The sequence below is a fragment of the Elizabethkingia bruuniana genome (assembly GCF_002024805.1).
In the GTDB taxonomy this organism is placed as follows: Bacteria; Bacteroidota; Bacteroidia; order Flavobacteriales; family Weeksellaceae; genus Elizabethkingia; species Elizabethkingia bruuniana.
The window spans coordinates 1,773,030-1,798,840 of sequence record NZ_CP014337.1 but is presented as its reverse complement, the minus strand read 5'-3'; the positions used below and the strand labels follow the sequence as shown (position 1 = coordinate 1,798,840).

Here is a 25,811-nt window from a genome sequence, read left to right as displayed (position 1 = left end):
AAAATAAAAGACCTATGATATTTCAAATATCATAGGTCTTTATTTTATTGGGTGTTTAGAAGTAATAGAACTCTATTTCTTTATCATTCCCTGTATCAATTCAGGGTTAAATTTACCAATAAGGAAACCTATTAAAAGCAATCCGATAAAGATGACAATTATAGCTGCAATCTGTAGCAGGTAAAAAATAAATAAACGGCCAATAATACTTTTTGTACTTTTCTCTGAATAAAAGCCCTTATAGAACCAAAAAAGTAATATTGGAACAATTAAATACGATAAAGTAGAGATTTTACTAATTGTTATCGGGTCATTCTGTAAGAAATAAAAAATAGGATCAAAAATAATAATGAGCGCAATGGTATAAAAACACTGGAAATAGGCATTCATGACCAGGTGCTCGTAATAATTTTGTCCCCATTTTCTAAACGCTATCCTGGTAAGAAGAGAAAAGAATGGTATTAAAGCCAGCATAATAAAGGAGAAATAGGAGAGGAACCCGGTGGAATATGCATCAACAAATCTATCGGATACATTTTGATTAGAAGCCTTTATTGCATTCTCCATGATGTCCTTTATATTAAGGAAGCTGGATAATAATATCGAAATACCACTGAGTACCATGGTAAGAGCGAAAGGTTTGTAATGGTGTATTCTGTCGCCCTCCAGAAATTTTCTGGCCGTCTTTCCGGGGTTTAATATGATATTTTTAACGGAATAGAAAAATCCTTTTTCGGTATAGTAGGCAAAACTTTTAACTTCATCAAACACATAAGTGTGGTCAATTCTTTTGAATTTTTTCTGTCCACATTCAGTACAATAGTTTCCGTTAACAGCTGTACCGCAACTGCTGCAGTTTTCTAGAATACTCTCCATCTTTTACTGAATTTTTTGTTTATATCTGCCGAAACATTTTGATTTCACAGTAAAAGATGTAATTAATAGAGGTTTTATCATATTATTATTCGATTTAGTTATATAATCCTAATTTCTCACGAATATATGAAATATATTGATTCGCTTATTTACTTATCTTACATCAATTCATTCATCTTGGTAGTAGCGTAAATTTGCATAAGAAAAAATAAACATAAACATATGAAAACAGTATATCACAGTGCAAACAGCAGAGGATTCGCAGATCACGGTTGGTTAAAAAGTGCACACAGTTTTAGTTTTGCAGGTTACTTTAACCCTGAAAGAGTAAATTTTGGAACGCTGAGAGTTTTAAACGATGACTATGTGGAAGGTGGTATGGGCTTTGGTAAGCACCCGCATAACAATATGGAGATTATTTCTATTCCGTTAGAAGGAGACTTGAAGCATGGAGATAATATGGGAAGTGCAGGAATCATAAAAAAAGGAGATATTCAGGTAATGTCTGCCGGTACTGGTGTAATGCATAGTGAAATGAATGCTAACGCAGATAAAGCAGTAAAATTTCTGCAGATATGGATTTTTCCTAACAAAGAAAATGTAACACCACGTTATGATCAGGTTGATGTTTCCGAAGGTTATAAGAAAAATGATTTTCAACAGATTTTGTCCCCTAACGCAGATGACGAAGGTGTATGGATTCATCAGGATGCATGGTTCAATTTAGCAAACTTTGACAAAGGATTCAGTAAAGAATATCCTATCCACAGAGAAGGAAATGGTGCTTATGTGTTTGTATTAAACGGTCAGGTGAAAATTGGAGATCAGGTATTGAACACCCGTGATGCATTTGGAATTTGGGATACAGATAAATTCAATATAGAAGCAACAGAAAATTCTGAACTTTTGATTATAGATGTTCCTATGAATTTGCCTAATTTTGCACATTAATTTAAACTCAATAAAGATAAGATATAAATGAGCCGGAAATCATATTGCTATAAAAGAAGTGACCATGGCTCGTTTTCAACAACAACTAAAAATAATATTAGAAATAAATGAAAATAGTAGCTTTTGCAGGAACCAATTCTCCGGCATCAATTAATAAGGTATTGGTAGAGTACGTTACAAAACAATTTGATAGTAATGACGTAGAGCTTTTAGATCTTAATGATTATGAAATGCCTATCTATGGAGTTCATAGAGAACAACAATCCGGAGTTCCTCAGGAAGCAAAGAATTTTGCTGAGAAAATTGATAGCGCAGATTTAGTAATCATGTCTTTGGCAGAGCATAACAGCAGCTATTCTGTAGCTTTCAAGAATGTTTTCGACTGGGTATCCCGTATTCCGGGAAGACCACACTGGGGAGATAAAGATGTCTTCTTAATGGCTACAGCACCTGGACCTAAAGGTGGTGCGAACGTATTGGCTGCAGCAACTGCGCGTTTTCCGCATAGTGGAGCAAACATTGTAGAGACTTTCTCATTGCCTAAATTCAAAGATAATTTCGATGCTGAGAAAGGTATTCTGGATGCTGAAAAAGCTAAGGAATTAGAGCATAAGATTGCTAAAATAAAAGAGGAATTCGCTGCAAAAGTAAATGCATAAATTCTAATAGGATTTTAAAGTAAATTTTATTAAATTTGCAAATCAAAATTCAGAAGTGAAGATCATAAAGCAATTTAAAGAAAAGCATCAGTCATCCCGGACAATAGGAAAAGACAACTCGGTGTGCCCTTTAAATTTGAGATAAATAATGGCCGACAGACTCCAAAAGTTTGTCGGCTTTTTTATTTACGTTTTTTGATAAAACAAATTGAGAATCAAAACTTCAGATCAATTTTAAAATTGTAATTTTATTCACTAAATAATAAAAACTAAAAATGAATACCTACAAATCCGCAGGAGTTGACAAAGAAGAAGGGTACAAAACGGTGGACAAGATAAAAAAGGCCGTTAGTGAAACACATAACCCGAACGTGCTGAACAATCTTGGAAGCTTTGGTGCTTTTTATGAAATTGGTGGTTACAAAAACCCGGTACTGGTAAGTGGTACAGATGGAGTTGGTACCAAACTGAAAATAGCATTGGATACCAAACAATACGGTTCTATAGGAATCGATTGTTTCGCGATGTGTGCTAATGATATAGTATGCCACGGTGCAAAACCTTTATTCTTCTTAGACTACTTAGCTTGTGGAAAATTAGATGCCGATGTAGCAGCTGAAATCGTACTGGGAATGGTGGAAGCTTGTAAAGACAATCAATGTGCCCTTATTGGTGGTGAAACTGCTGAAATGCCGGGAATGTATAATCCTGGAGATTATGATGTAGCAGGTTTCTGTGTAGGTATTGTAGAGAAAGATCAGGTTATTGACGGTTCTAAAATCAAAGCCGGAGACAAAATTATTGCTTTACCAAGTTCAGGATTCCACTCTAATGGTTTCTCTCTGGTAAGAAAAGTATTCCCTGACTTCAATGAAGATTTCGAAGGAAAGCCTATTCACGAAACATTATTGGTACCTACAAGATTATATTACCAAAGCATTCAGAAACTGATGAATGAAATGGAGATCCATGGTATTGCTCACATTACTGGTGGAGGATTGTACGAAAATATTCCAAGAATTATTCCTGAAGGACTTTGTGCAAGTGTTGAAACAAAAGAAATCAGAATTCCGTCTATTATGTTGGAACTTGAAAAAAGAGGAAACATAGCACGTGAAGAAATGTATGGAACATTCAACATGGGAGTAGGTATGGTGGTTGTCCTTACAGAAGCTGATGCACAGAAAGCTTTAGCGCTTTTACCTGATGCTTACCTTGTAGGTGAAATTACAGAGAACGCTGAGAAAATCCAATTAATCTAAAAATAATTTACCAATATAATAATGTGACAATATACCAATAAAGGACATTGTTGCATTACTACATTGCTACATTTGAAAATGAAAAAAATAGTAATACTGGTATCAGGCTCAGGAACTAATTTGCAAAGGATTATAAAAGCTATTGCTGATAAAGAAATCCAGAATGCAGAAATAAGCCTTGTAGTAGCTGACCGTGATTGTTACGGACTAAAAAGAGCTGAAGATGCCGGAATCCCTTTTCAATTAATTAAAAGAGGAAAGGATTTTTGCCAGAAACTAGATACTGTAATTCCTGAAGATACATCACTTATTGTACTGGCTGGATTTTTATCCGTTCTTACACAGGAGTTTTGTGAAAAGTGGGAAGGCAAAATGATTAATGTTCACCCATCTTTGCTTCCAAAATTCGGAGGAAAAGGAATGTGGGGTATGCATGTGCACAATGCTGTTAAAGAAGCAGGAGAAACAGAATCCGGAGCTACTGTACATTTTGTAACCACAGGAGTAGATGAAGGAGAAGTTATTCTGCAGGGAAAGATTACTGTTGAAGAAAATGATACGCCGGAAGATATCGCTGGTAAAGTTCACCAGATAGAATATGATATTTTTCCTTTAGCTATTGAGAAAGTATTGAATAAATAAATCTATTCATATGATTAAGAATATTATCTTTTTCGCCACTCTTATAGGAGTAAGTCTTACTGGGCAGATAAAGCTACCCGAAGATATTATCTTTAATAAAAATGCCGTTGATGCAGAAAATCATTGGGTTATAATAAAACCTAAAGATACAGATAAAGATAAACCTTTTACATTAGGATTTGTTTACTATGATGAAAGTGGAGGAGGATATTCTTTTAGATATGGAGGAGAGTTAAGTTATTCAAATAATGAATTTCAATTATCATCTCTTGATAATAAAGGATCTATGATGATAACAAGGATTGGAAATTTTTCACCTTTTTTAGCTATACTGTCTGATAAGAGATTGAATGATTTAAAAATAGATGTTGTACCATCCTGGCTGAAAGGTTATTCTATGAATCTTTCTGAAAATGAAGCAAAATTGCGAAGAGCAAGTAGTCTGAATGGGGCTAATAGACCAGATATGGCGCTAGAAATTTTACAAAAATTATACAATAATAACTATCGTACAAAAGATGTTTATTTTGAATTAATGTTCTCCTATAATGCATTAAAACAATATCCTGATGCGGCTAGAATTGGAAAAGAGGCTATAGCTAAAGGATTTGATACTAATGAATTAATAGTTAAAGAAGCTGCTTATACAGCAGTTCATACAGAGGATTGGAAAACGGCAGAAGAACTTGCCAAACTAGCATTTGATTTTAAAAATCAAAAAAATAAAAACGAAATTCTTTACAATCTTGTATATATGTATTTCTCCAAAGGGAAATATGACGAAGCAAGTAAATGGATCGAAATTTCTAAAAATAAAATGGGGGGAGATACAGAGAAAGCCTTCCGTAATTTAGATGCTATCCAGGCTGAAATAATAAAGAAAAAGGAAAGTAAATAAAATCCGGAACTGAAAGACCCGGTAAATGCAGTTGTGAAATAGCTGTAAAAAGTAAAATGAATGGAGGCATAGCTTCAAATTAAAAGTTAAAAAATGAAAACGGGAACGTTTGTAACAATTATTTGGGAAAGGAAATAATTGTTGCAGATTTTCCAAATGCTAATCCTTAAGTAAGATTAGTACAAAAAGTAAAGAAAGAAATGAAAAAAAGAGCATTAATTAGTGTTTCTGACAAAAGCGGTCTAATCGATTTTGCCAGGTTTTTGGAAAAAAACAATTATGAGCTGATCTCAACAGGAGGAACCTTTAAGCATCTGAAAGATGCAGGACTTAGCCCTGTTCAGATTGATGAAGTAACTAACTTTCCGGAGATGCTGGACGGAAGAGTAAAAACGCTGCACCCAAAAGTACACGGAGGTATTTTAGCAATTCGTTCTAACGAAGAGCACATGAAAACTGTTCAGGAGCACGGAATTGGCTTAATCGATATGGTAATTGTTAACCTATATCCGTTTTTTGAAAATGCTGATAAAGAAATTTCTTTAGAAGAAAAAGTAGAATTTATCGATATAGGCGGACCCTCTATGTTGCGTTCTGCAGCTAAAGGATTCTTTGATGTTACTGTAATTACCGATGCCGGTGATTATTCAAAAATTCAGGAAGAAATTGAAACTTCCGGAAATACTCAACTGGAAACGCGTAAGATGTTAGCAGGGAAGGTATTCAACCTTACTGCGGCGTATGATGCAGCAATTTCCAAAATGCTTTTGGATGAAGAATATCCTAACTATCTGAATGCTTCATTCAAAAAAGTAGCGAACCTTCGTTACGGTGAAAATCCACATCAATCTGCGGCCTACTATGTTTCTACAGTAGAGAAAGGAGCGATGAAAGATTTCGAACAGTTAGGCGGAAAAGAGCTTTCTTTCAATAACCTGAGAGATATGGATCTTTGCTGGAAAGTGGTAAATGAATTCAAAGAAGAAATGGCTTGTTGCGCTGTGAAGCATTCTACACCTTGTGGAGTAGCTGTAGGCACAACACCAGAAGAAACATACAGAAAAACATTTGAGTGTGATCCTGTTTCCATTTTTGGTGGAATCGTAGGGATGAACTTTAAAGTAGATGCTGCTACAGCGACTGCATTAAACGAAACTTTCTTAGAGATTGTTATGGCACCGGATTTTGATGCTGATGCTTTAGAAATCCTTAACAAAAAGAAAAATCTTCGTGTTATCAAAATCAAACATCCGGTTTCTGATAAGCAGGTTTGGGTGAAAATTGATGGTGGTATGCTGGTACAGAATGCTGATGATGAGTTTTCTGAAGACATCAATGTTGTAACTGAAAAACAACCTACAGATGAGCAGAGAAAAGCATTGATCTTCTCACAGAGAGTTGTGAAATATGTAAAATCTAACGCAATAGTTGTTTCCAATGGTCAGCAGGCTTTAGGAATTGGTGGCGGACAGGTTAACCGTATCTGGGCTACACAACATGCAGTAGAAAGAGCAAAAGCAAAATTCGGTGGCGAATTGGTGTTGGCTTCAGATGCTTTCTTCCCGTTCAGAGACGTTGTAGATTTCTGTGCTGCAGAGGGGATCAAAGCTATCATTCAGCCAGGTGGATCTATGCGTGATGAAGAAAGTATTCAGGCTGCAAATGAGCATGAAATCCCAATGTTATTTACCGGGATGCGTCACTTTTTCCATTAATTCAATTAACAGGAATTAACTTTCTATTTTTTTGAAAAAAATAGTTTTTATGCTATCTTTGACACTTGCTACAAAGTAAAGCACAAATTTTTAAGATTTAAATAAAAAAACATATAGCTAAAATATGCGAGTATTAGTCGTTGGTACCGGAGGTCGTGAGGCTGCAATTGGATGGAAACTTAAACAAGATCCGAAAGTTAAAAAAATATTCTTTGCAAGAGGAAACGCTTCAACCGAAGAATATGGTGAGAATATATATGAAGATTCTATCCCGGAACTGGTAGAATTTGCAACAAGAGAAAAAGTTGATTTAACAATTGTTGGTCCTGAAGCACCTTTAGTGGAAGGAATCGTAGATGAGTTTAAAGCAGCAGGTCTTAAAATTTTTGGACCAAATGCTAAAGCGGCTTCATTAGAAGGTTCTAAAGCTTTCTCTAAGAGATTTATGCAGGATCATGGTATTAAAACTGCAAAGGCTCAGGTTTTTGAAGTATACCAGGATGCTTTAGATTATGTTAAAGATCACAAATTTCCGTTAGTAATAAAGGCTAGCGGTTTAGCAGGTGGTAAAGGAGTAGTAATCTGTGAAACTCTTGAAGAAGCAGATGCTGTTATTCATGATTTCATGATCAGAAGAATTCACGGTGATGCCGGGATTAAGCTGGTTATTGAAGAATTTTTACAAGGATTTGAAGCTTCTATTATCTGTTTCTCTAACGGTGAAGAGTTATTCCCTTGTATTCCTGTAAAAGATTACAAGAAAGTAGGAGAAGGTGATGAAGGTATGAATACCGGTGGTATGGGTACTGTAGCACCAAGTCCTGAATTCAACGGGATGCACTATGCAGATTTCGAAAGAAATATTATGCTGCCAACGCTGAAAGGTCTTAAGCAGGAGAACCTTAGTTTCAAAGGATTTATTTTCTTCGGATTAATGGTTACTGCAGAAGGAAGTTACCTTTTGGAATACAACATGCGTTTAGGAGATCCTGAAACTCAGGTTATTTTGCCTCTAATGGAAAACAGCCTTGTGGATGTTATCAATGACTGTATGGAAGGAAAACCGGTAGAACTAAAATTTGCTGATAAAAAAGCGGTATGTGTGGTAATGGTTTCCGGAGGATATCCAAGAAATATCGAAACTGGTCTTGAAATAAAAGGAACTGATAAAGTTGATACACTTTGTCTTCTTGCAGGTGCCAGAAAAGGCGGAAACAGCTATTATACAACAGGCGGCAGAGTTGTAAATGTTGTAGGATTTGGAGAAACTTATGATGATGCCAGAAAGCAGGCTTATGACAACATTAAAAAGGTTTCTTTCGACTACGGCTTCTACAGACACGATATAGGCTTGTTCGAGCAAAAGAAATAAAACAAACATAACCCCTGAGCGAAAGTTTAGGGGCTTTTAATAAATATCAACGAATTTATCAATGTACCAGTTTACCAATAATTGATTGTTATATGATGTACATTGCTAAATTGTTACCTTAATTTTTATGGAAAGAGGAATTATTATTTTAGACTTCGGTTCACAATACAACCAGTTAATCGGAAGAAGAGTAAGAGAGATGGGAGTGTATTCTGAAATCATCCCTTACTACACGCCATTGGAAGAAATTAAAGAAAGAAATCCTTTCGGTATTATTCTTTCAGGAGGACCTTCTTCTGTAAATGCAGAAGATGCACATTTGGTTTCAAAAGAAATTTTCGAATTAGGAATTCCTGTTTTAGGGATTTGCTATGGAATGCAGTTAACAGCTCACCTTTTAGGAGGTAAAGTTGCTAAAGGTGTAAAAGGAGAATATGGAAAAGCTGAATTGGAGATTGTAAAAGCATGTTCTTTATTCGACGGAGTAAAAGAAAGATCTATAGCATGGATGAGCCATTTTGACGAAGTAGAAACTGCTCCTCAAGGATTCGATATCGTTGCTAAATCCGGTGTTATTGCCGGAATGGCAAATGAAGATAAAAAAATCTTTACTGTTCAGTTCCACCCTGAAGTTTCTCACACAGAGGAAGGAAGCAAGATGCTGGAGAACTTTGTTCTGAACATCTGCCAATCTGAAAGAAGCTGGAAACTGACTAATTATATTGAAAGAACAGTTGCTGAGATTAAAGAAAAAGTAGGCAGCCAGAAAGTAATCCTTGGACTTTCAGGAGGTGTAGATTCTTCTGTAGCAGCAGTACTTATCCATAAAGCTATCGGGGATCAGTTGACTTGTATTTTTGTAGATACAGGGCTTCTGAGAAAAGATGAGGCGAAGAAAGTAATGGAAAACTACGGACAGCATTTCCACATGAACATTAAACTGGTAGATGCTGCAGACAGATTCTTGTCTAAGCTGGCTGGTGTTGATGATCCTGAACAAAAAAGAAAGATTATCGGAAACGAGTTTATCGCTGTTTTCGATGAAGAATCTCATAAAATTGAAGGTGCAAAATTCTTAGCACAGGGAACTATCTATCCTGATGTTATCGAATCTCAGTCTGTAAAAGGACCTTCTGCAGTAATCAAGTCTCACCACAATGTTGGTGGTCTTCCAGAGGAAATGGATTTCGAATTACTAGAACCGCTAAGAGAGCTATTCAAAGACGAAGTAAGAAGAGTAGGAGAGGAACTAGGTATTCCTCACCACTTGGTATACAGACACCCGTTTCCAGGTCCTGGATTAGGTATCCGTGTTCTTGGAGCAGTAGATGTAGAGAAAGTAAGAATCCTTCAGGAAGCTGATGATATCTTCATCGAGGAATTGTACAAAAATGATCTGTACGAAAAAGTATCTCAGGCTTTCGTAGTATTACTTCCTGTAAAATCTGTAGGAGTAATGGGTGATGAGAGAACTTATGAATATACAGCTGTTGTACGTTCTGCTAATACAATAGACTTTATGACGGCTACATGGAGCAAGCTTCCTTATGAATTCCTGGAAACTGTTTCCAACAGAATTATCAATGAGGTAAGAGGCATTAACCGTGTTGCTTACGATATTTCAAGCAAACCACCTGCAACAATCGAGTGGGAATAATATAAAGAAAAGGACAGGTTTAGAATCTGTCCTTTTCTTTTTTTGAAAAATAAAGTATAAAGAGCGCTATCAATGGCGTTATGGAAAAGAATCCATAAAGATAAATAGATGCACTCTCTGCTCCGATAATACCTCCAGGACTTGAGATTCCTCCGATATTGGTTACCAACCCTGCCAGTGCAGCTCCAAATGTTGTAGCCATTAACTGTACTGTTGTTACAGATGCTGATGTAAGATCCTCTTCACCAACCGGAGATAAAGAGAATACACCAGTTAACAGATGTGGCCATCCCATTCCTATACCCATTCCGATGGCTAATAAAAAGATACAGTTAAGACTTATATTTATAACAGGTGATAGGGCACTGTTTAATGAGTTGTAGCAAAGGCCAAATAGGCCGATAAACATTATAAAGGAGCCTGTATATATAAGTCTGTTAACAGAATGTCCTTTGTATCCGGAGAATATTATTGATGATAAAGTCCATCCAGCAGCGACTAAGACAGTTAGGTATCCAGATTCTAAAGGTGTAAATTTGTATATAATTTGTGCAAAATAAGGTACATAAATCTCAATAGCAGTTGCAATAGTTAAAAGAGCCATGATAGCGTATTTTGAACCGAGAGGAAAAGATATTTTATATCCTCCGGAGGGAAGCAAGCGTGTCTTTTGCTTGCTTTCTGCTATAACGAGTAAGATTAGAAATAATACAGAAATCGTGACACCAGCAATATTTGCATAGACATTTTTAGGAACACTTCCTATAGATACAGCTAATGCAGCCAAACAAAGCAATAGTAATTTGGTATAAGGAACCAGTGGAATATTTTTAGCATTCTTTTCTTTCGGCAAAACAATACTTGCAACGATGAATATGAAAAGACAAATAATTAATAAAGAACCAAAAGCCCATCTCCAACTTTTATATTCGGCAAAGATACCTCCAAGAAAAGGTCCTGAAAAAGCAGCAACACCCCACATTCCTGAAACAAGAGCCATAGCACGAGGCCACAGATTTTTATTGAATATGAGTCTAATCATGGCATAAGACAGAGCGAATAGCAAACCTCCACCAAGGCCTTGCACAAATCTGCCAAATATAAGAATATGCATTGCGGGTGCCAGAGAACAAATTAAGGTTCCGATAGAAAAAATAATAATACCCGTCTGATAGGCTTTTAGTGGTCCTAACTTTGCAATTTTATTTGCCGAAATAACAGAACCAATAACAGATGCAACAACGAATATAGTAGTATTCCAAGCGTAATATTCTAATCCTCCAATTTCTTTTATAATAGAGGGCATAATCGTAGTTGCTAAATAAACATTTGTAGCATGAAGCATTACACCTAATGCCAGAACAGTTGCTTTTAATCCGTTTCCGTTAGAAAAGAGAGCTCCCCAACCAGCATTTTGAATGTCCATATTTTCGTTGTTTGAATTATTCATTTCGATCTTGTTAAATTTATTATGCAAAGATGAAAATGAATGAAAAGGACATCAATATCAAAATCTCGGTAAAAAGTTCAAATTTTACGGACTATGTCTGTAATCAGCAGGTGAGCACATCATATGATTTTTGAAAAAACGAGAAAAATAAGATGCAGTATCGAATCCCAGAATATAGGCGCATTCTTTTATGGAGAGGGTGGTATGTTTCAAAAGATATTGACTTTCCAGTAAAAGCCTTTCATGAATAATTTGCAGAGCTGTATTTCCAGTTTCTTCTTTTATGACTTCACTGAGATGTTTAGCTGAAATTCCTATGTGTGAAGCATAGGCACTGACTGAGTTCCATTGAGTGAAATGCTCATCAACCAGTTTTTTAAATTCATAAGTTAGCTGGTAGTTTCTATTCATATTTTTCTCAAATCCTAAAAGACAATATTCACAGGCTCTGTTATATTCATACAATATTTCTGTAAGAATAAGTCTGACCATATCCTGGTGATATGCATGCTTAGACTCCAACTCATTTTTTATTTGCGTAAATTTTGTAGCTACCGATTCAGAATGATCATTTAAATCATATACTGGTGGGTATTTTGGGTTTAAAGAAAGGAGTTCATTGATGATATCTTCTTTAAAAAACATTTTCTGAAGAAAGTTTTTCTTGAAAAATATTTGCTGAACCTTTAGATCAGCGGATAGATTCTGTATTGAGAATATCAGATCTGGTTCCAAAATTGCAATAGCGCCTGGATTTAATTCAAATTCATGATACCCAATTTGTACATGTGCAAAGCCTTTGCAACAGATAAGTATAGTGTAATAATTATTTTTTACAGGTGAAGCGGTTCGTAAATTATCATTTTCCTCTGAATATTTTATCTCGCAATCCATAATTTCAACTTCAGCTATTTGCTTTTAGTAAGACACAGCAAACTTACAAAATATACAGAATGTAATATGATGTTTTAGAATTTCCAGACTGTATTTATTTTATATGAGAGTTGAAGAGGAATAATTTTTGATTAACTAGAACAAAATTATTGTAATGCTAAACAAACAACAGAGAAAGCTAAAACGCACAAGCCGCCTTATCTCGGTTCTTGCTAAATACGGTTTTAAAGATATTGTGTCCAGAATTGGAGGGCAGAATGATCAGAAAACAAATTTCTCTGATGAGTCGAATACACAGAATACTGTATACGAACGTATTCGTATGGCATTAGAAGAATTAGGCCCCTCCTTTGTTAAAATAGGTCAGGCTTTCAGTAACCGGGAAGATATGCTTCCTAAAGAAATGATTGCTGAACTACAAAACCTACAAGACAGGGTAGAAGTACAGGATCTTGATCTTGATTCCGTACTGGAAGAACAGCTGAGTATTAATATTTTAGATATATTCCAGTCTTTAGACAGGAAACCTATTGCTTCTGCTTCAATTGCGCAGGTTTATAAAGGTATATTGAAAGATGGAAGTCCTGTAGTATTAAAAGTAAAGAGACAGGGAATTCAGGAAGTTATTGAAGATGATTTATTACTCATGAAAGATCTGGCAAAAATTCTCAATACTTATTTTGAATTTGCTCAGCATCTGGATCTGAATAAAGCAATTGCTACGTTTGAAAAATCATTGCTTACTGAACTTTCCTTGGTACAGGAAAAAGAGAATATCCAGAAGTTTGCTTTTAACTTTAAAAATAATAAGAACACTTATGTTCCCAAAGTTTATGAAGAACTGAGTAATAACGAGGTACTTTGTATGGAATTCATAGACGGGGTAAAAGTTACAGATCTGGAAGGATTAAAGAGCTATGAGCTGAACCCTGAGATTATTGCTGACAGAGGGCTTCAGTTATTTCTTGCTCAAATTCTGGATTATGGCTTCTTTCATGCAGATCCGCATGCTGGGAATATTTTAGTAAAGCCGGATGGGAGAGTTGTTTTTATAGATCTTGGAGCAACAGGAACTATTTTTCCTCAGGATAAGGAATTATTAGAAAATTTTATCATCAATTTCATTTCGAAAAGACCTAGAAAACTTATTGAAGTCATAAAAAAAATGGCTGTTGAAATAGATATTAAAGATGAACGTAAGCTGGAAAATGATCTTCAGGAGGTATTAGATTTTGTACATAGTGCATCTCTGGAAAATATTGATGCAGGCTTTATTCTGAATAAGCTGCGCGCTATTCTGATGGAAAACAAAGTCAATATGCCCGAATATTTTTATCTTCTGGTACGTGGGATAAGTCTTATAGAAAGTGTAGGGCGAAAAATAAATCCCAATATGGATTTAGTAAAAAGTATAGAGCCTTATGTAAAGAAGATTATGTTGAAGCGCATCAGCCCTGGCTATCTTTATAACAAGGGAATAAAAAGAGTAGAAGAGATTACTGAGCATATTGACGTATTACCCCGCGAAATTAGTAGTGTTTTATTGAAAGCGAATGAAGGAAGCCTTATCTTAAATACAGAAGTTAAAAACCTTCCTAAGACCAATAATATTATACAAAGAGGGTTTCAAGATCTTATTCTTGCACTTATCCTTTGTGCCAATATGGTTGCTACAGCTATTTTGTGGGTAGGGAAGGCAGAGCCATTGGTTGGTAATATTTCAGTATTGGGTATTATTGGTATTGTGATTAATATCATTATCATTTTTATTCTGGTCCTAAGAATATTAAGAAAAAGATAATTACAGAAGGTTAATTTCTGTTATATTTTATTTTATTCTGAATTTTTTCAATACTCTTTATTATAGAAAATCTTCTGTTGATGCTTCCAAAGCAGGGTTTTATTTGAAAAGTGTTAAATTTGTTTATTCTAAATAAAAATAATTACACACTACTACTAAATGAAAAAAACACTACTATGCTTAGGGAGTGTATTCCTTGTATCGGGAATTGTAAAAGCTCAGAAAAATGTTATTAAAGTAAATGATTCTGTTAAACAAGGAAGGCTTGATGAAGTCATTATAACAGCAACCAGAACACCAGAGATAATAAAAAAAACAGCATCAACAGTACACATTATCAACCGTAAAGAAATTGAAGAACAAGCTGCAATTTCTCCGGACCTTAGTAATATCCTTGCTTATCAGGTTCCCGGATTAGCATTTGGAAATAATCTGGTCGGAAACAGAGGACAAACATTGCGGGGGAGAAATGTATTGATAATGATAGACGGAATTCCACAATCCAGCCCACTCCGGAATAACGACAGAGAGATCAGAAGTATAGATCCTTCTGTACTTGAGAGAATTGAAGTTGTTAAAGGAGCTACATCTATTTATGGAAATGGTGCAGAAGGAGGGATTATTAATTATATAACTCAAAAAGATAATTCAAAAAAGCCAATATCTGGAAAAACTGTCTTGGGATTTACGGGGCATGAATTATTCAATAACAAGATGTTTAAATCCGAAGGAGGAGCTGGATATAGAGTGTCACAGAGTTTTTATGGAAAGCTGGGCAAATTTGATTATCTGGTAAATGGAACTTTCACAGAGAATGGCGTTAAGATAGATGGAGAAGGTTTAGTCCAAAACCCCAGATATGGACTTGGTGAAACAAAAGTGAATAACGCCTTTGCAAAATTGGGTTATTCCTTCAATGATAAAAGCAGAATAGAATTGATGTATAACTACTATTCCAGTTTGCAGGATTCCAAATATATCCTGGACAAAGGAAAGTATGGTGAAAGACCATCAACGGGTAAAATAGGAGAGGGTCTTGGTGTAAAAGAAGGAACTAAATATAATCATAACGCTTATTTGAAATATACCAATACTTCTATATTTCGTAATACATCATTCAATGCATCCGTTTATTTTCAAGACTTTTATACAATTTACGACTACAGAGAAGCACCTCGTTGGAAAACAGGTGGCCAATCTGCAATTCTGGAAAAGAAATATGGCTTTCGTACCGACTTTAATACAGAATTCAGAAAAGACGGTATATTAAAAGCTTCTCTTACTTATGGTATTGATTTACTGAATGAACATACTACACAGCCATTAGTAGATGGCAGAGTATGGGTTCCTGAGTTGAATATGATGGCGTTTGCACCTTTTATACAAAGTAAACTATATCTTACAGAAGATTTAACAGTAAAAATGGGAAGCCGCTGGGATTTAATGAATATAAAAGTTCCGGATTATACAACGCTTCCTTCCGGAAAAGACAGTGCTTTTAATGTACAGGGAGGAAGTCTGAAGTATAAAAATTTCTCATACAATGCCGGACTTAGTTATACTGCCTTTAGCTATTTCCAGCCTTTCACTTCTTATTCCAGAGGATTTAATATTTATGATCTTGGGCGTGTATTAAGAGATGCTAAAAGCAATGTGCTAAACGAAATTAATACAGAACCCGTTGAAGTAGACAGCTATGAAATAGGTTTCAATAGTAAAATAGGGAAAATTATAGACTTTTCTGCAAGTTATTTTTATAATTACTCTAAGCTTGGAGCTGATTTAGTTTCTGTGAATGGTTTTTGGACACCATTGCGGGCACCACAATATATTAGCGGAGTAGATCTTGTCATGAATATTTATCCGACAAAAGGATTGAATATAGGGGTGAATTATACTTATCAGGAAGGTAAAGTAGATGTAAATAATGATAATACCTATCAAAAGTATCTGAGTGGATTAAGGATTGCTCCGCCAAGACTAAATTCTTATGTTAAATGGATATCAGATGATAAAAAATTGAATTTGGGTGTATATCATATGCACTCATTCAAAAGGGATCGGTTTTCTCCAGATAAATCCGGGAAATATGAAGAAGGTGAAGGACCTGTGGAATCTTTCAATCTGTTCAATTTTCAGGGAAGTTATAAATTTAATCAGTTTATAATGTTAGGGTTGGGAGTAGAAAACCTGTTTGATAAAACTTATTTTACCCCTACATCCATGTACACTGCAAGAGATGCTGAATATGTCAGAGGTAACGGAAGATATTATACATTGACACTGAGTTTCAGATATTAAATTGATTAATAAAAGCTGATATTGCAATCAGTATATGGGCGTAGAAATAGTGAAACGAGAAACTTAGTGCTAAAATTTCGGTTTTCATATACTGATTCATATCTTTGCAGGATGATAACATTTGAGGATTTCGAATTACCGAAAAATCTTTTTTCGGCATTAGAGCAAAACGGAATAACTGTACCAACTCCTATTCAGCTGAAGAGCTTTAAACCTATTTTGTCGGGACGCGACGTTATGGGGATTGCACAAACTGGTACAGGTAAAACCCTGGCTTATTTGTTACCAGTTCTCAAAATGTGGAAATATTCCAAAGCCGACAACCCGACAGTATTGGTTTTAGTACCTACTCGTGAGCTTGTTGTACAGGTTACGGAAATACTTGAAAACTTAACCGAAAACATGACAGCTCGTGTTATAGGTATTTATGGTGGTAAAAATATCAATACACAGAAATTATTGTTTGATAATGGCTGTGATATTTTGGTAGGAACACCAGGCCGGGTATTGGATTTAGCAATAGATAATGCAATAAGCCTAAAAGATGTACGCCATCTTGTTATTGATGAGTTCGATGAAATGCTGAACTTAGGATTCCGCCCACAGTTAACTCATATCTTTGAAGTTATGCGTCAGAAGAGACAAAATATACTATTCTCTGCAACGATGACGGAAGCTGTTGATACGATGCTGGATGAATATTTTAATGGTCCTGAAGAAATAAGCTTAGCAAAATCCGGGACTCCGCTAGAAAAAATTACTCAGCAGGGATATAAGGTCGAAAACTTCAATACTAAAATCAACTTGTTAAAGCATCTTTTGGAAAGTGATGAAAGCATGTCTAAAGTTTTGGTTTTTGCTAATAATAAGAAGCATGCAGATTATCTTTTCAATACATTAGACGAGTTGTATCCGGATCAGTTTGATGTAATCCACTCTAATAAATCTCAAAACTACAGGCTAAGAGCCATGCGTAAATTTGAAGATGCCGAAGTGCGAGGTCTTATTACAACAGACGTAATGGCACGTGGTCTAGATATTTCAGATATTACCCATGTATTCAATTTCGAAGTTCCAGAGGTTCCGGAACAATATATTCACCGTATAGGTCGTACAGGTCGTGCTGATAAGGATGGTACAGCAATTTCCTTCATTACTAAAAAAGAAGAAGCTTTGCTATTGGAGATCGAAGTTTTAATGAACAAAGAGCTTCAATTTATCGATTTCCCTGAGGAAGTAACGATTAATCCTAAAAAGATCGAATCTGAGAAGGAAGAGGTCAAAATGAAGAACCCTACAAAGGCACCGGATATTACGCAGGGTGGTGGAGCTTTTCATGAGAAGAAGGATAAGAATAAAAAGATTAACCTTGGTGGACCTACTAAAAGAAAACCACCTAAAACAAAGCCTGCTAACAGAAATCAGCAGAAACAAAAAGCCAAAAGAAATAAGAGATAATAACAGCTCAAATAAAAACCGTGTAAGAAATTTACACGGTTTTTATATTTGGAGATTCGGGAATATATTAACTGAAAATCTCTGATGTTTCTTTAGTGCTGCGAAAAATAATTTTTCAGCTGCTCCCGAGCACATTTTCTGCCATATTCAATTTGGCTCTGAGCCTTATAGAATTCATATAATTCGCAGGAATAACGGGAAATATTAATCATAAAATCAGGAGCATGTTCTTTAAGATTAAAGTTACCAATGGTTTCAATCATTAAAGATATAGTCCGGTTCGTCAGTCTCAGCATTCCCAGCTTAGATGACGGCGTAGGAAGTGCTTTTCCTTCAAAAGGAATTCTGGCATTAACGTTTACCGCAAGAATTTTATCTTCCGGATTCGTTTTTATTGCATAATCAATCGGAATATTATTCAGAACACCACCGTCTACCAAAACCATATTATCTCTTATAACCGGCGTAAAAACAGAGGGTATAGCTATAGAAGCCCTTATAGCATCATAGATATTACCTGAATTAATATAAACAGGTTGATGTGCCTGTATGTCTGTCGCTAGACATGCAAACGGAATTTTAAGGTCTTCAATATTTTCTCCGGGTATGGCTAGACTTAGGATATTTAAGATTTTTTCACCTTTAATAAAGCCTCCGTTCTTGAATGAAAAATCTATAAGTCTCAGAAAGCTATAGCGGTTAAGCTTTACTATCCATTCTTTAAACTCCTGAAGTTTGCCCATGGCATATATTCCTCCAACTAAAGCTCCCATAGAAGTACCAACAATACTGTTTATTTTAAAGTTTTGTCTCTCCAGTTCTTCGATAACACCTATATGGGCTAGGCCTCTGGCGCCACCACCGGAAAGGACTAAAGATATATTTTTGTTGACTTCCATAACTTTGATTTTATAATGCTTCTGTATATTGCATTAAAATATTATTCCAGAATTAAATTGCCACTAGAATCATAAGGGTAATTCCATGTGTTTTCTGATCCTTTATATGGGTTGCCCTCTATATTATAACTGATTTCTGTTCTTGATCTGAAATTGTTTTTAGACAAACTCCTTTCAAAATAGTCATTGAGAATACCCAGCTTTGTAAATGGGTTTTTACTGGTATCATAATTCCCAAAAGTTATTTCTTTAATCTTATCTACTGAATTTATGCTTCCGGTTTTGTGGCTGGTTGTTACTATTTTCTGAAGATTACTGTTTGAATCATATATATAATCTTCAACAATAGTTTCAATGTATTCCCAAGGTTCCAAAGTATTAAATAATTTGTTAGGGTATGTTGTTTCTCTTTTTATTAGAGTTTTATTATTATAAAAATACTTTATTCTTTTATCATATTTGGAATTATGATTCAGACTGGGAATATTTTTTTCTATAATCTGGTTATTATTGTTAAATAGAATATTTTCTTCAATATCAATTATAGTAGAATTAGGATCTTTTATATCAATTTTTTTTATAGAGGCAGATGAGTTATTGTATTTTATAATTATAGCTATCCTATCGGTAAACACATAACTGTATGTAGATAGCTGTAAAACTGACCCAATTCTTTTTGTTATTCTGTTCTTTGAGTCATATTCAAATTCAAAATAACTGTTTACTCCCGGACCGGAGGCTGATATATTATATCCCTCAGGGGAAAATATCGGATTAAGTCTCTTAACAAGGAATTCCTGCTCATTCTTAATATCAGATTCATTGTCACTGTTACGGCAGGAAAATAATAAGATGAAAATTGGAATAAGATAAAATAGATTTTTAGTCATATAAATTTTTCGCAAAAATATAAATAAAAATGCTCCTGACAGGAGCATTTGTAATTATTTTAAGTAGGGCGCTATCGCTTTTTCCCATATAGCATAACCCGAAGGTTTCATATGGAGCATGTCATCCAGAAATATATCCTTTCTAATAACACCATTTTTATCATTCATTACTTTGGTAATATCAATGTATGATGTGTTTTTCTGACTTTTTAAGAAAGCTTTTATTTCCTTATTAGCCTGCTGCATTTGTGGCCAGTAGTCTTCTCTGGAAGGCGAGTGCTTAATGGAAATGTAAGACACATTAATTTTAGGATAATACTGTCTTATTTTACCGTAGAAAGTTTTAAATCTTGCAACCACTATATCTACAGAAGGCTTGTCCTCCGATACGAAATCATTATCTCCACAATAAACAACAATTTGCTTAGGGTGATATGGCTTCAGAAGATCATCTGCAAAGTAATTCAGATCAGAAAGTCTTGAACCTCCAAAACCTCTGTTAATAATGGTCTTCTGAGGGAAGTATTTAGCAATATCTGTCCACTTGGTGAAAGTAGAGCTTCCGATAAATAATATAGCATTTTGAGGAATTCCGTTTACGCTATCCCTTTTTTTGAATTCCTGAATGTCGTGCCAGAACATTCTTTTTTCCTGTGCTTGTAGTGTTATTGATAGTAGTACTACAAACGCAAATATCATTCTTAATTTCTTCATATTTCCTAATAGCTCATTTCAACAATTTTCTTAGCATCGGAAGGTGTTAATTTTTTGTGTTCTCCGATACCATTTAGGTTTCTGCTGATAAATGCGCTTTCAACTTTTTCTGCAGTTCCATTATATACCTCTGTATATTCTGAAAGTTTGGTTAATATTCCCAAGGAGTGGAAGAATTCCTCCATTCTTTCAATAGCTTTTAATGCTTTCTCTTCCGTTGTTCCCTCCGTGATATTCCATACTCTTTCTCCGTATTGAGCTAACTTTTCTTTTTTAGACTCCAGATTATAACGGTAATGGCTAGGTGCAATAATAGCTAATGTACGTGCATGATCTATACCGTAGTATGCTGTAAGTTCGTGTCCCATAGCGTGTACAGCCCAATCTGAAGGAACACCTTGCTGGATCAGCCCATTAAGTGCCATAGTACAGCTCCACATAAAATCACCTGCAGCTGTATAATCAAATTCTTCCTGCATAACCTTAGGCGCAATTTCTTGTAAAGACTGCAAAATACTTTCTGCAAATCTATCCTGTAATGTAGCCCCAATAGGGTAGGTCATGTATTGTTCCATTACATGAGTGTATGCATCGGTAATACCATTGGCAATCTGATTTTTCGGAATAGAGCGAATAACCTCAGGGTCAAGAACAGAAACCTGCGGGAATAATCCTGGTCCACCAGAAGATAATTTTTCCTGAGTAGCTCTTCTTGAAATAACATAGCCGGAATTCATTTCCGAACCTGTAGCAGGTAAAGTTAATACCGTAGCGAAAGGTAAAGCCTGTCCTTCCATAGTTCTTACCGAATTTCTAAGAATATCCCAAGGCTCTCCATTGTATTTTGCAGCAGCAGCAAGATATTTGGTTCCGTCAATAACAGATCCGCCACCAACAGCAAGAAGGTAAGTAATATTCTTTTCTTTAATAACTTGCAAAGCTTCCATCAGTACCTCATATTCCGGATTAGCAGGAATACCTCCGAATTCTTCTACCTGATGATTTACCAGAGTATCTTTTACCTGTTGATATACGCCATTCTTTTTAATACTGCCACCTCCGTATAACAGAAGAATTTTAGCATCTGAAGGAATCTCTTTTCCAAGTGAAGCGATTTCACCCTTTCCAAAAATAATTTTGGTTGGATTTTTATATTTAAAATTTAGCATAGGATTGATTTTACCTAACAAATGTAGGGCTTTATTTTAACGCAGTAAATCAGATTATGTTGAATTTTGCGAATATTCAGACTTATAAAATCTATATAAATAATGAAAAAAGGAGGAGTTCTAAAAATAGAATATTCCATAAATTTATATTCGTTATACTAAATAAATTGTTCTCCTTGCTTAACTTAATTTCTGCTTAGGCCATTTCCATGCATATAAAACAATCAGAATCGTAATAGCGCTTTCTGTTAATGCCAGAAATACATAAAACATTCTCCATGAATCCAAAGAAGTAATGGCAATAAGCAGCATAATCAAGGTGAAAAGTGTTCCGAAAATAAGATTAAATAATCTGTTGAGTTTTGGTTTCAAAATAACAGATAATCCGACCATAACAGCCGGAATAGCTAATAATAGACTAGCTCCGAATAATTTCTGAGGATCATTGAGAAGATTGTGCCCATCAATAAGTTCTTTAACTTTTCCGGGAATGTAGAGTTCAAAGTAATCTCCATATAAATAACATAATGTAACAGAAGTCCATAATGCAGCCAGTTTAATCTTTACATCAATCTTTGAATCTTCCAAATTGGTTTTGCGAGGTGTGTGAGTATTCATACTAAGCTTTTTAGTAAGACAGCTATTGGTTTATTTGGTTACAGTTGCATCATAAAAAAAGCCAATGCAAAAGCACTGGCAGTATCATAAATTAAGATGTTTTATTATTCGAAAAAAGCCTTAGGATAAACAACTGTTCCTTCAACTCCCTCTAAAGAGCCTTTTATAAGCTCTATAGCCATACAGTTTTCATCAGGTACATCAAAAGGTAATTTAATTCCATATTTTTTTGCCATCTCATAACCGAATCGGGGATAGTAATTCTCATGACCTAATAAAATTACAGATCCGAAACCTAACTCCTTAGCTTTTTTATGGGCGGTTTCTATTAGCTTTCCGCCAATACCTTTACCCTGATATTCTGGTAGTACCGAGACTGGAGCTAATGCCAGGGACTCAGATTGCTTGTTTTCGTTATTTACGACTTTAATCCGGGTGAGTAAGATATGTCCTATAATATTTTGATTTATCTCCGCAACAATAGAAAGTTCCGGAATAAAAGCCTCGGAATTTCTTAGTCTTTCTACTAAGTATTGCTCGCTGTGATCACTCATTTCTTCTTTTTCAAATGCTCTTTGAATCACATGAAATACAGCTGTATAGTCGTCTTTATTTTCTTGTCTAAAAAGGATATTCATTTTGATTTTTAAAATTTTAAAATCATTTACCAGTCAATTAAAAGTTAACAGGTTAAATGTTTGTTAAGATATAATAATTAGAAATCTTCAGACTGGGAAGTCTGAAAAACAGAAATTGCCATAACCCCGACAGAAATGTCAGAAGTTATGTATTATGCGGATATCTTCTTAGCGCTAGACATGCTACAAAGGTAATTATTTTCTTTGTAAAGAATTAAATGTTGCCTAAATTTGGTAGGCTTAAATATTTTGCCAGGAATTATATAATTCTATTTTTTGGATAAATAAATTTATAATAAGAAGATTTAGCAAATATTTAAACTATAAAATCTAATAAAAGCCTTAACTTTTAACCAAAATTAATAACGTTAATGAAGACCAATGAACAAGTAGAAAAATTCAGACAAATTGTAAAAAACAAATTTCAGATCTATAATAGCCTTTTCATGAGCCTTCCATACGATAAAATGACCAATATCGGAATGCTCTTGCCTTTTCTCCATGAAGAGAGTAAAGAAGGCTATGAAAACGGAAAATCTCCAATGGAGGTAATGAAACATTTCTTCGACAGTCATACAGACCTGAAAACTGAAGAGGAACGAATAGATCTTCTGTTCCGTATTATCCAGTATGTAGAAAGACAGGTAGTATTATTTGACAGTATTGAAGATTCGGCATTTTCTACACTAAATGCCAATACTGATCCCGGAACTGTCCGTAATTTGTACGAAGTTGCATCCCAGCAAGGAAAACTGAATATTATTAAAGAGAAAATGGAGCAGTTTGGTGTTAAAGTTGTGTTTACAGCACACCCGACACAATTTTATTCTAATTCCGTACAATCCATTCTCCATGATCTGAATCAGGCTATAAAAACAGATTCGGTTACCAATATCGATATGCTCCTGCAGCAGTTGGGAATGACGTCATTTATCAATCAGGAAAAGCCAACACCTTATGACGAGGCTCAGAGTATTATCTATTATCTGCGCTATGTTTATTATGATACTCTGGGAGAGTTGTACCGGGATACCAAACGGATTTTTGACGATGCACACATAAATCCGCATTTATTCCAGTTAGGCTTTTGGCCGGGAGGGGACAGAGACGGGAATCCTTTTGTAACCGCAGAAATTACTCAACGTGTATCTTCAGAATTAAGGCTTGCTATTCTTAAATGTTATTATGAACATCTGAAGAAACTCCGCAAGAGAATTACTTTCCCGAAAGTTACCGAAATGCTGAGACAGATTAGTGAAAGGGTATATCAGAATATTTTCGAAAACAAATACGACCTTACTGCCGGAGAATTCAAAAAAGCTTTACAGGATATAAGACATGAAGTAAAAGAAAATAATAACGGATTGTTTATTGATAAAATTGATGATCTGATAGGACGTATAGATTTATTTGGGATCTATTTCGCTTCGCTGGACATTCGCCAGAACAGTAAAATCCATTACAAAGCGCTGGAACAGATTTTTGAAAAAGAGTTTGGTAAAGATTACCATGCATTGAATGAAGACGAAAAATTGAATCTGCTTCTCAACACTACTTTACAGGTTAATCCTGAAAATTATAGTGATGATATAGTAAAGGATACATTGAAAAACATCTATCAGGTAAAAGATATTCAGGAGCTAAATGGAGAGAAAAGTATTCACCGTTATATTATTTCGGACAGTTCTTCTATTTATGATGTTCTGAATGTTTATGCCTTATTTAAATATTGTGGTTATGCCGATAAGGATATAAAAATAGATATTGTTCCGTTGTTCGAAACCATAGAAGGCTTTGAAAATGCAGAGGCAACAATGAACAGGCTTTATAACCTTGCTCAATATAAAGAACATCTGAATCGCCGTAATGGCAGACAATTTATTATGCTTGGATTTTCAGACGGAACAAAAGATGCCGGGTATATAAAAGCAAACTGGGATATTTATACAACCAAAGAAGTACTGTCAAAGGTTTCGGATGAAAACGATATCAAAGTTATATTCTTTGATGGTAGAGGCGGGCCTCCTGCACGTGGTGGTGGGAAAACACACCAGTTTTATGCGGCGCAGGGGAAAAGTATTGCCAACCACCAGATAGAATTAACAATTCAGGGGCAAACAATTACCAGCGTTTTTGGAACGAAAGATCAGGCAACTTTCAACTTTGAGCAGTTGCTTACAGCAGGATTAGAAAATGAAATTTTTCCTCAGGACAAAATAAATCTGAAAGATTGGGAAAGAGCTTTGCTAAATGAGCTTGCCGGAATTAGCTACCAGAAATATAAAGCACTGAAAGATCATCCTCTTTTTGTGCCTTATCTGGAAGAGGTTAGTACACTGAAATATTATGGACGTACCAATATCGGAAGCCGTCCGAGTAAGAGAAATGACGGTCAGCTGGTATTCGAAGATCTGAGAGCAATCCCGTTTGTAGGATCATGGAGTTTGCTAAAACAAAATGTACCCGGATACTTCGGAGTGGGTACGGCTTTACAAAGATTAAAAGAAGAGGGAAGACTGGAAGATTTGAAAAAACTATACAGAGAATCTATGTTCTTCAAGACCCTTATTCAGAATAGTATGATGTCTATGAGCAAGACTTACTTTCCACTGACCTATTATCTGCGTAATGACAAAGTATTTGGTGAATTTTGGCAGATCCTGCACAATGAATACCTGCTGACTCATGAAATGTTATTGGAAATAGCCAATTACAAATCTCTGATGGAGGAAGAACCATTGTCTAAGAGTTCTATTAAAATGAGAGAAAATATTGTGCTGCCGTTGCTAACGATTCAGCAATATGCTTTACAAAAGATTAAAGAAGAGAATCCGCATAAAGAAACCTATGAAAAAATTGTCACAAGGGCATTATTCGGAAATATTAATGCGAGTCGTAATTCAGCATAGATATTGATATAATAACAAAAGATAAGCTTACTTCGGTA

General features: G+C 35.1%; 21 protein-coding genes. 12 read left to right on the top strand and 9 right to left on the bottom strand.

The window, feature by feature from the left end:
- Positions 1–72 precede the first annotated feature (72 nt).
- On the bottom strand, positions 73–876 hold the full coding sequence (locus AYC65_RS08420) for a DUF3667 domain-containing protein (protein WP_034867367.1): 804 nt from the start codon (positions 874–876) through the stop codon (positions 73–75).
- A 222-nt stretch (positions 877–1,098) separates the two neighbouring features.
- Between AYC65_RS08420 and AYC65_RS08415 the strand changes: the two genes are divergently transcribed.
- The 8 genes from AYC65_RS08415 to guaA all read left to right on the top strand — a co-directional run bounded on the left by AYC65_RS08415 (position 1,099) and on the right by guaA (position 10,032).
- A complete protein-coding gene (locus AYC65_RS08415) occupies positions 1,099–1,827 on the top strand; it encodes a pirin family protein (RefSeq protein WP_034867366.1) in 729 nt (242 codons plus the stop codon).
- A gap of 107 nt (positions 1,828–1,934) precedes the next feature.
- Positions 1,935–2,486 (top strand): NADPH-dependent FMN reductase, encoded by a 552-nt coding sequence (locus tag AYC65_RS08410; RefSeq protein ID WP_034867365.1) that lies wholly within the window; start codon positions 1,935–1,937, stop codon positions 2,484–2,486.
- Positions 2,487–2,761: 275 nt separating this feature from the next.
- Positions 2,762–3,748, top strand: coding sequence for a phosphoribosylformylglycinamidine cyclo-ligase (gene purM, locus AYC65_RS08405; protein ID WP_034867363.1), 987 nt, complete (start codon positions 2,762–2,764; stop codon positions 3,746–3,748).
- Positions 3,749–3,826: 78 nt separating this feature from the next.
- Entirely contained in the window at positions 3,827–4,390 is a 564-nt protein-coding gene (purN, locus tag AYC65_RS08400) for a phosphoribosylglycinamide formyltransferase (protein ID WP_034867361.1), read from the top strand.
- Between the two features lie 10 nt (positions 4,391–4,400).
- Positions 4,401–5,288 carry a tetratricopeptide repeat protein gene (locus AYC65_RS08395; RefSeq protein ID WP_034867359.1) on the top strand — a complete coding sequence of 296 codons (888 nt, stop codon included), beginning with the start codon at positions 4,401–4,403 and terminating at the stop codon, positions 5,286–5,288.
- 200 nt (positions 5,289–5,488) lie between these two features.
- Entirely contained in the window at positions 5,489–7,003 is a 1,515-nt protein-coding gene (gene purH, locus AYC65_RS08390; protein WP_034867358.1) for a bifunctional phosphoribosylaminoimidazolecarboxamide formyltransferase/IMP cyclohydrolase, read from the top strand.
- A gap of 124 nt (positions 7,004–7,127) precedes the next feature.
- Positions 7,128–8,375: a phosphoribosylamine--glycine ligase gene (purD, locus tag AYC65_RS08385; protein ID WP_034867356.1), complete on the top strand. Its 1,248-nt coding sequence runs from the start codon at positions 7,128–7,130 to the stop codon at positions 8,373–8,375.
- A gap of 127 nt (positions 8,376–8,502) precedes the next feature.
- Positions 8,503–10,032: a glutamine-hydrolyzing GMP synthase gene (gene guaA, locus AYC65_RS08380; RefSeq protein ID WP_034867354.1), complete on the top strand. Its 1,530-nt coding sequence runs from the start codon at positions 8,503–8,505 to the stop codon at positions 10,030–10,032.
- A gap of 19 nt (positions 10,033–10,051) precedes the next feature.
- Here guaA and AYC65_RS08375 read toward each other — a convergent pair whose 3' ends face one another.
- Both AYC65_RS08375 and AYC65_RS08370 read right to left on the bottom strand, forming a co-directional pair.
- Positions 10,052–11,482 (bottom strand): MFS transporter, encoded by a 1,431-nt coding sequence (locus AYC65_RS08375; protein ID WP_234300268.1) that lies wholly within the window; start codon positions 11,480–11,482, stop codon positions 10,052–10,054.
- A gap of 84 nt (positions 11,483–11,566) precedes the next feature.
- Positions 11,567–12,376: a helix-turn-helix domain-containing protein gene (locus AYC65_RS08370; RefSeq protein WP_172953179.1), complete on the bottom strand. Its 810-nt coding sequence runs from the start codon at positions 12,374–12,376 to the stop codon at positions 11,567–11,569.
- A gap of 154 nt (positions 12,377–12,530) precedes the next feature.
- Here AYC65_RS08370 and AYC65_RS08365 point away from each other — a divergent pair, with 154 nt between their 5' ends.
- From AYC65_RS08365 to AYC65_RS08355, 3 genes are all read left to right on the top strand, one after another.
- Complete coding sequence (locus AYC65_RS08365) at positions 12,531–14,177, top strand: ABC1 kinase family protein (RefSeq protein ID WP_034867351.1); 1,647 nt, start codon at positions 12,531–12,533, stop codon at positions 14,175–14,177.
- A 159-nt stretch (positions 14,178–14,336) separates the two neighbouring features.
- Positions 14,337–16,478 carry a TonB-dependent receptor gene (locus tag AYC65_RS08360; protein ID WP_034867350.1) on the top strand — a complete coding sequence of 714 codons (2,142 nt, stop codon included), beginning with the start codon at positions 14,337–14,339 and terminating at the stop codon, positions 16,476–16,478.
- A 111-nt stretch (positions 16,479–16,589) separates the two neighbouring features.
- Positions 16,590–17,936: a DEAD/DEAH box helicase gene (locus tag AYC65_RS08355; RefSeq protein ID WP_034867348.1), complete on the top strand. Its 1,347-nt coding sequence runs from the start codon at positions 16,590–16,592 to the stop codon at positions 17,934–17,936.
- 92 nt (positions 17,937–18,028) lie between these two features.
- Here AYC65_RS08355 and AYC65_RS08350 read toward each other — a convergent pair whose 3' ends face one another.
- From AYC65_RS08350 to AYC65_RS08325, 6 genes are all read right to left on the bottom strand, one after another.
- The gene (locus tag AYC65_RS08350; RefSeq protein ID WP_034867346.1) at positions 18,029–18,835 is read right to left on the bottom strand and encodes a patatin-like phospholipase family protein; all 807 of its coding nucleotides are present in this window, start codon (positions 18,833–18,835) and stop codon (positions 18,029–18,031) included.
- A gap of 41 nt (positions 18,836–18,876) precedes the next feature.
- Positions 18,877–19,725: a hypothetical protein gene (locus AYC65_RS08345; RefSeq protein ID WP_034867345.1), complete on the bottom strand. Its 849-nt coding sequence runs from the start codon at positions 19,723–19,725 to the stop codon at positions 18,877–18,879.
- 54 nt (positions 19,726–19,779) lie between these two features.
- Positions 19,780–20,439 carry a GDSL-type esterase/lipase family protein gene (locus AYC65_RS08340; RefSeq protein WP_034867343.1) on the bottom strand — a complete coding sequence of 220 codons (660 nt, stop codon included), beginning with the start codon at positions 20,437–20,439 and terminating at the stop codon, positions 19,780–19,782.
- 5 nt (positions 20,440–20,444) lie between these two features.
- Positions 20,445–21,608: an iron-containing alcohol dehydrogenase gene (locus AYC65_RS08335; RefSeq protein ID WP_034867342.1), complete on the bottom strand. Its 1,164-nt coding sequence runs from the start codon at positions 21,606–21,608 to the stop codon at positions 20,445–20,447.
- 180 nt (positions 21,609–21,788) lie between these two features.
- Positions 21,789–22,226, bottom strand: a complete 438-nt coding sequence (locus AYC65_RS08330; RefSeq protein WP_034867340.1) for a DUF6326 family protein — start codon at positions 22,224–22,226, stop codon at positions 21,789–21,791.
- Positions 22,227–22,330: 104 nt separating this feature from the next.
- A complete protein-coding gene (locus AYC65_RS08325; protein WP_034867338.1) occupies positions 22,331–22,864 on the bottom strand; it encodes a GNAT family N-acetyltransferase in 534 nt (177 codons plus the stop codon).
- A gap of 371 nt (positions 22,865–23,235) precedes the next feature.
- Between AYC65_RS08325 and AYC65_RS08320 the strand changes: the two genes are divergently transcribed.
- Positions 23,236–25,773: a phosphoenolpyruvate carboxylase gene (locus tag AYC65_RS08320; protein ID WP_034867337.1), complete on the top strand. Its 2,538-nt coding sequence runs from the start codon at positions 23,236–23,238 to the stop codon at positions 25,771–25,773.
- The last annotated feature ends 38 nt before the right edge of the window (positions 25,774–25,811 follow it).

What these genes read in the sequence shown, in the direction of transcription:
- AYC65_RS08420 (WP_034867367.1), bottom strand. Translation starts at nt 876, where the DNA reads ATGGAGAGTATTCTAGAAAACTGCAGCAGTTGCGGTACAGCTGTTAAC.
- AYC65_RS08415 (WP_034867366.1), top strand. Translation starts at nt 1,099, where the DNA reads ATGAAAACAGTATATCACAGTGCAAACAGCAGAGGATTCGCAGATCAC.
- AYC65_RS08410 (WP_034867365.1), top strand. Translation starts at nt 1,935, where the DNA reads ATGAAAATAGTAGCTTTTGCAGGAACCAATTCTCCGGCATCAATTAAT.
- purM (WP_034867363.1), top strand. Translation starts at nt 2,762, where the DNA reads ATGAATACCTACAAATCCGCAGGAGTTGACAAAGAAGAAGGGTACAAA.
- purN (WP_034867361.1), top strand. Translation starts at nt 3,827, where the DNA reads ATGAAAAAAATAGTAATACTGGTATCAGGCTCAGGAACTAATTTGCAA.
- AYC65_RS08395 (WP_034867359.1), top strand. Translation starts at nt 4,401, where the DNA reads ATGATTAAGAATATTATCTTTTTCGCCACTCTTATAGGAGTAAGTCTT.
- purH (WP_034867358.1), top strand. Translation starts at nt 5,489, where the DNA reads ATGAAAAAAAGAGCATTAATTAGTGTTTCTGACAAAAGCGGTCTAATC.
- purD (WP_034867356.1), top strand. Translation starts at nt 7,128, where the DNA reads ATGCGAGTATTAGTCGTTGGTACCGGAGGTCGTGAGGCTGCAATTGGA.
- guaA (WP_034867354.1), top strand. Translation starts at nt 8,503, where the DNA reads ATGGAAAGAGGAATTATTATTTTAGACTTCGGTTCACAATACAACCAG.
- AYC65_RS08375 (WP_234300268.1), bottom strand. Translation starts at nt 11,482, where the DNA reads ATGAATAATTCAAACAACGAAAATATGGACATTCAAAATGCTGGTTGG.
- AYC65_RS08370 (WP_172953179.1), bottom strand. Translation starts at nt 12,376, where the DNA reads ATGGATTGCGAGATAAAATATTCAGAGGAAAATGATAATTTACGAACC.
- AYC65_RS08365 (WP_034867351.1), top strand. Translation starts at nt 12,531, where the DNA reads ATGCTAAACAAACAACAGAGAAAGCTAAAACGCACAAGCCGCCTTATC.
- AYC65_RS08360 (WP_034867350.1), top strand. Translation starts at nt 14,337, where the DNA reads ATGAAAAAAACACTACTATGCTTAGGGAGTGTATTCCTTGTATCGGGA.
- AYC65_RS08355 (WP_034867348.1), top strand. Translation starts at nt 16,590, where the DNA reads ATGATAACATTTGAGGATTTCGAATTACCGAAAAATCTTTTTTCGGCA.
- AYC65_RS08350 (WP_034867346.1), bottom strand. Translation starts at nt 18,835, where the DNA reads ATGGAAGTCAACAAAAATATATCTTTAGTCCTTTCCGGTGGTGGCGCC.
- AYC65_RS08345 (WP_034867345.1), bottom strand. Translation starts at nt 19,725, where the DNA reads ATGACTAAAAATCTATTTTATCTTATTCCAATTTTCATCTTATTATTT.
- AYC65_RS08340 (WP_034867343.1), bottom strand. Translation starts at nt 20,439, where the DNA reads ATGAAGAAATTAAGAATGATATTTGCGTTTGTAGTACTACTATCAATA.
- AYC65_RS08335 (WP_034867342.1), bottom strand. Translation starts at nt 21,608, where the DNA reads ATGCTAAATTTTAAATATAAAAATCCAACCAAAATTATTTTTGGAAAG.
- AYC65_RS08330 (WP_034867340.1), bottom strand. Translation starts at nt 22,226, where the DNA reads ATGAATACTCACACACCTCGCAAAACCAATTTGGAAGATTCAAAGATT.
- AYC65_RS08325 (WP_034867338.1), bottom strand. Translation starts at nt 22,864, where the DNA reads ATGAATATCCTTTTTAGACAAGAAAATAAAGACGACTATACAGCTGTA.
- AYC65_RS08320 (WP_034867337.1), top strand. Translation starts at nt 23,236, where the DNA reads ATGAAGACCAATGAACAAGTAGAAAAATTCAGACAAATTGTAAAAAAC.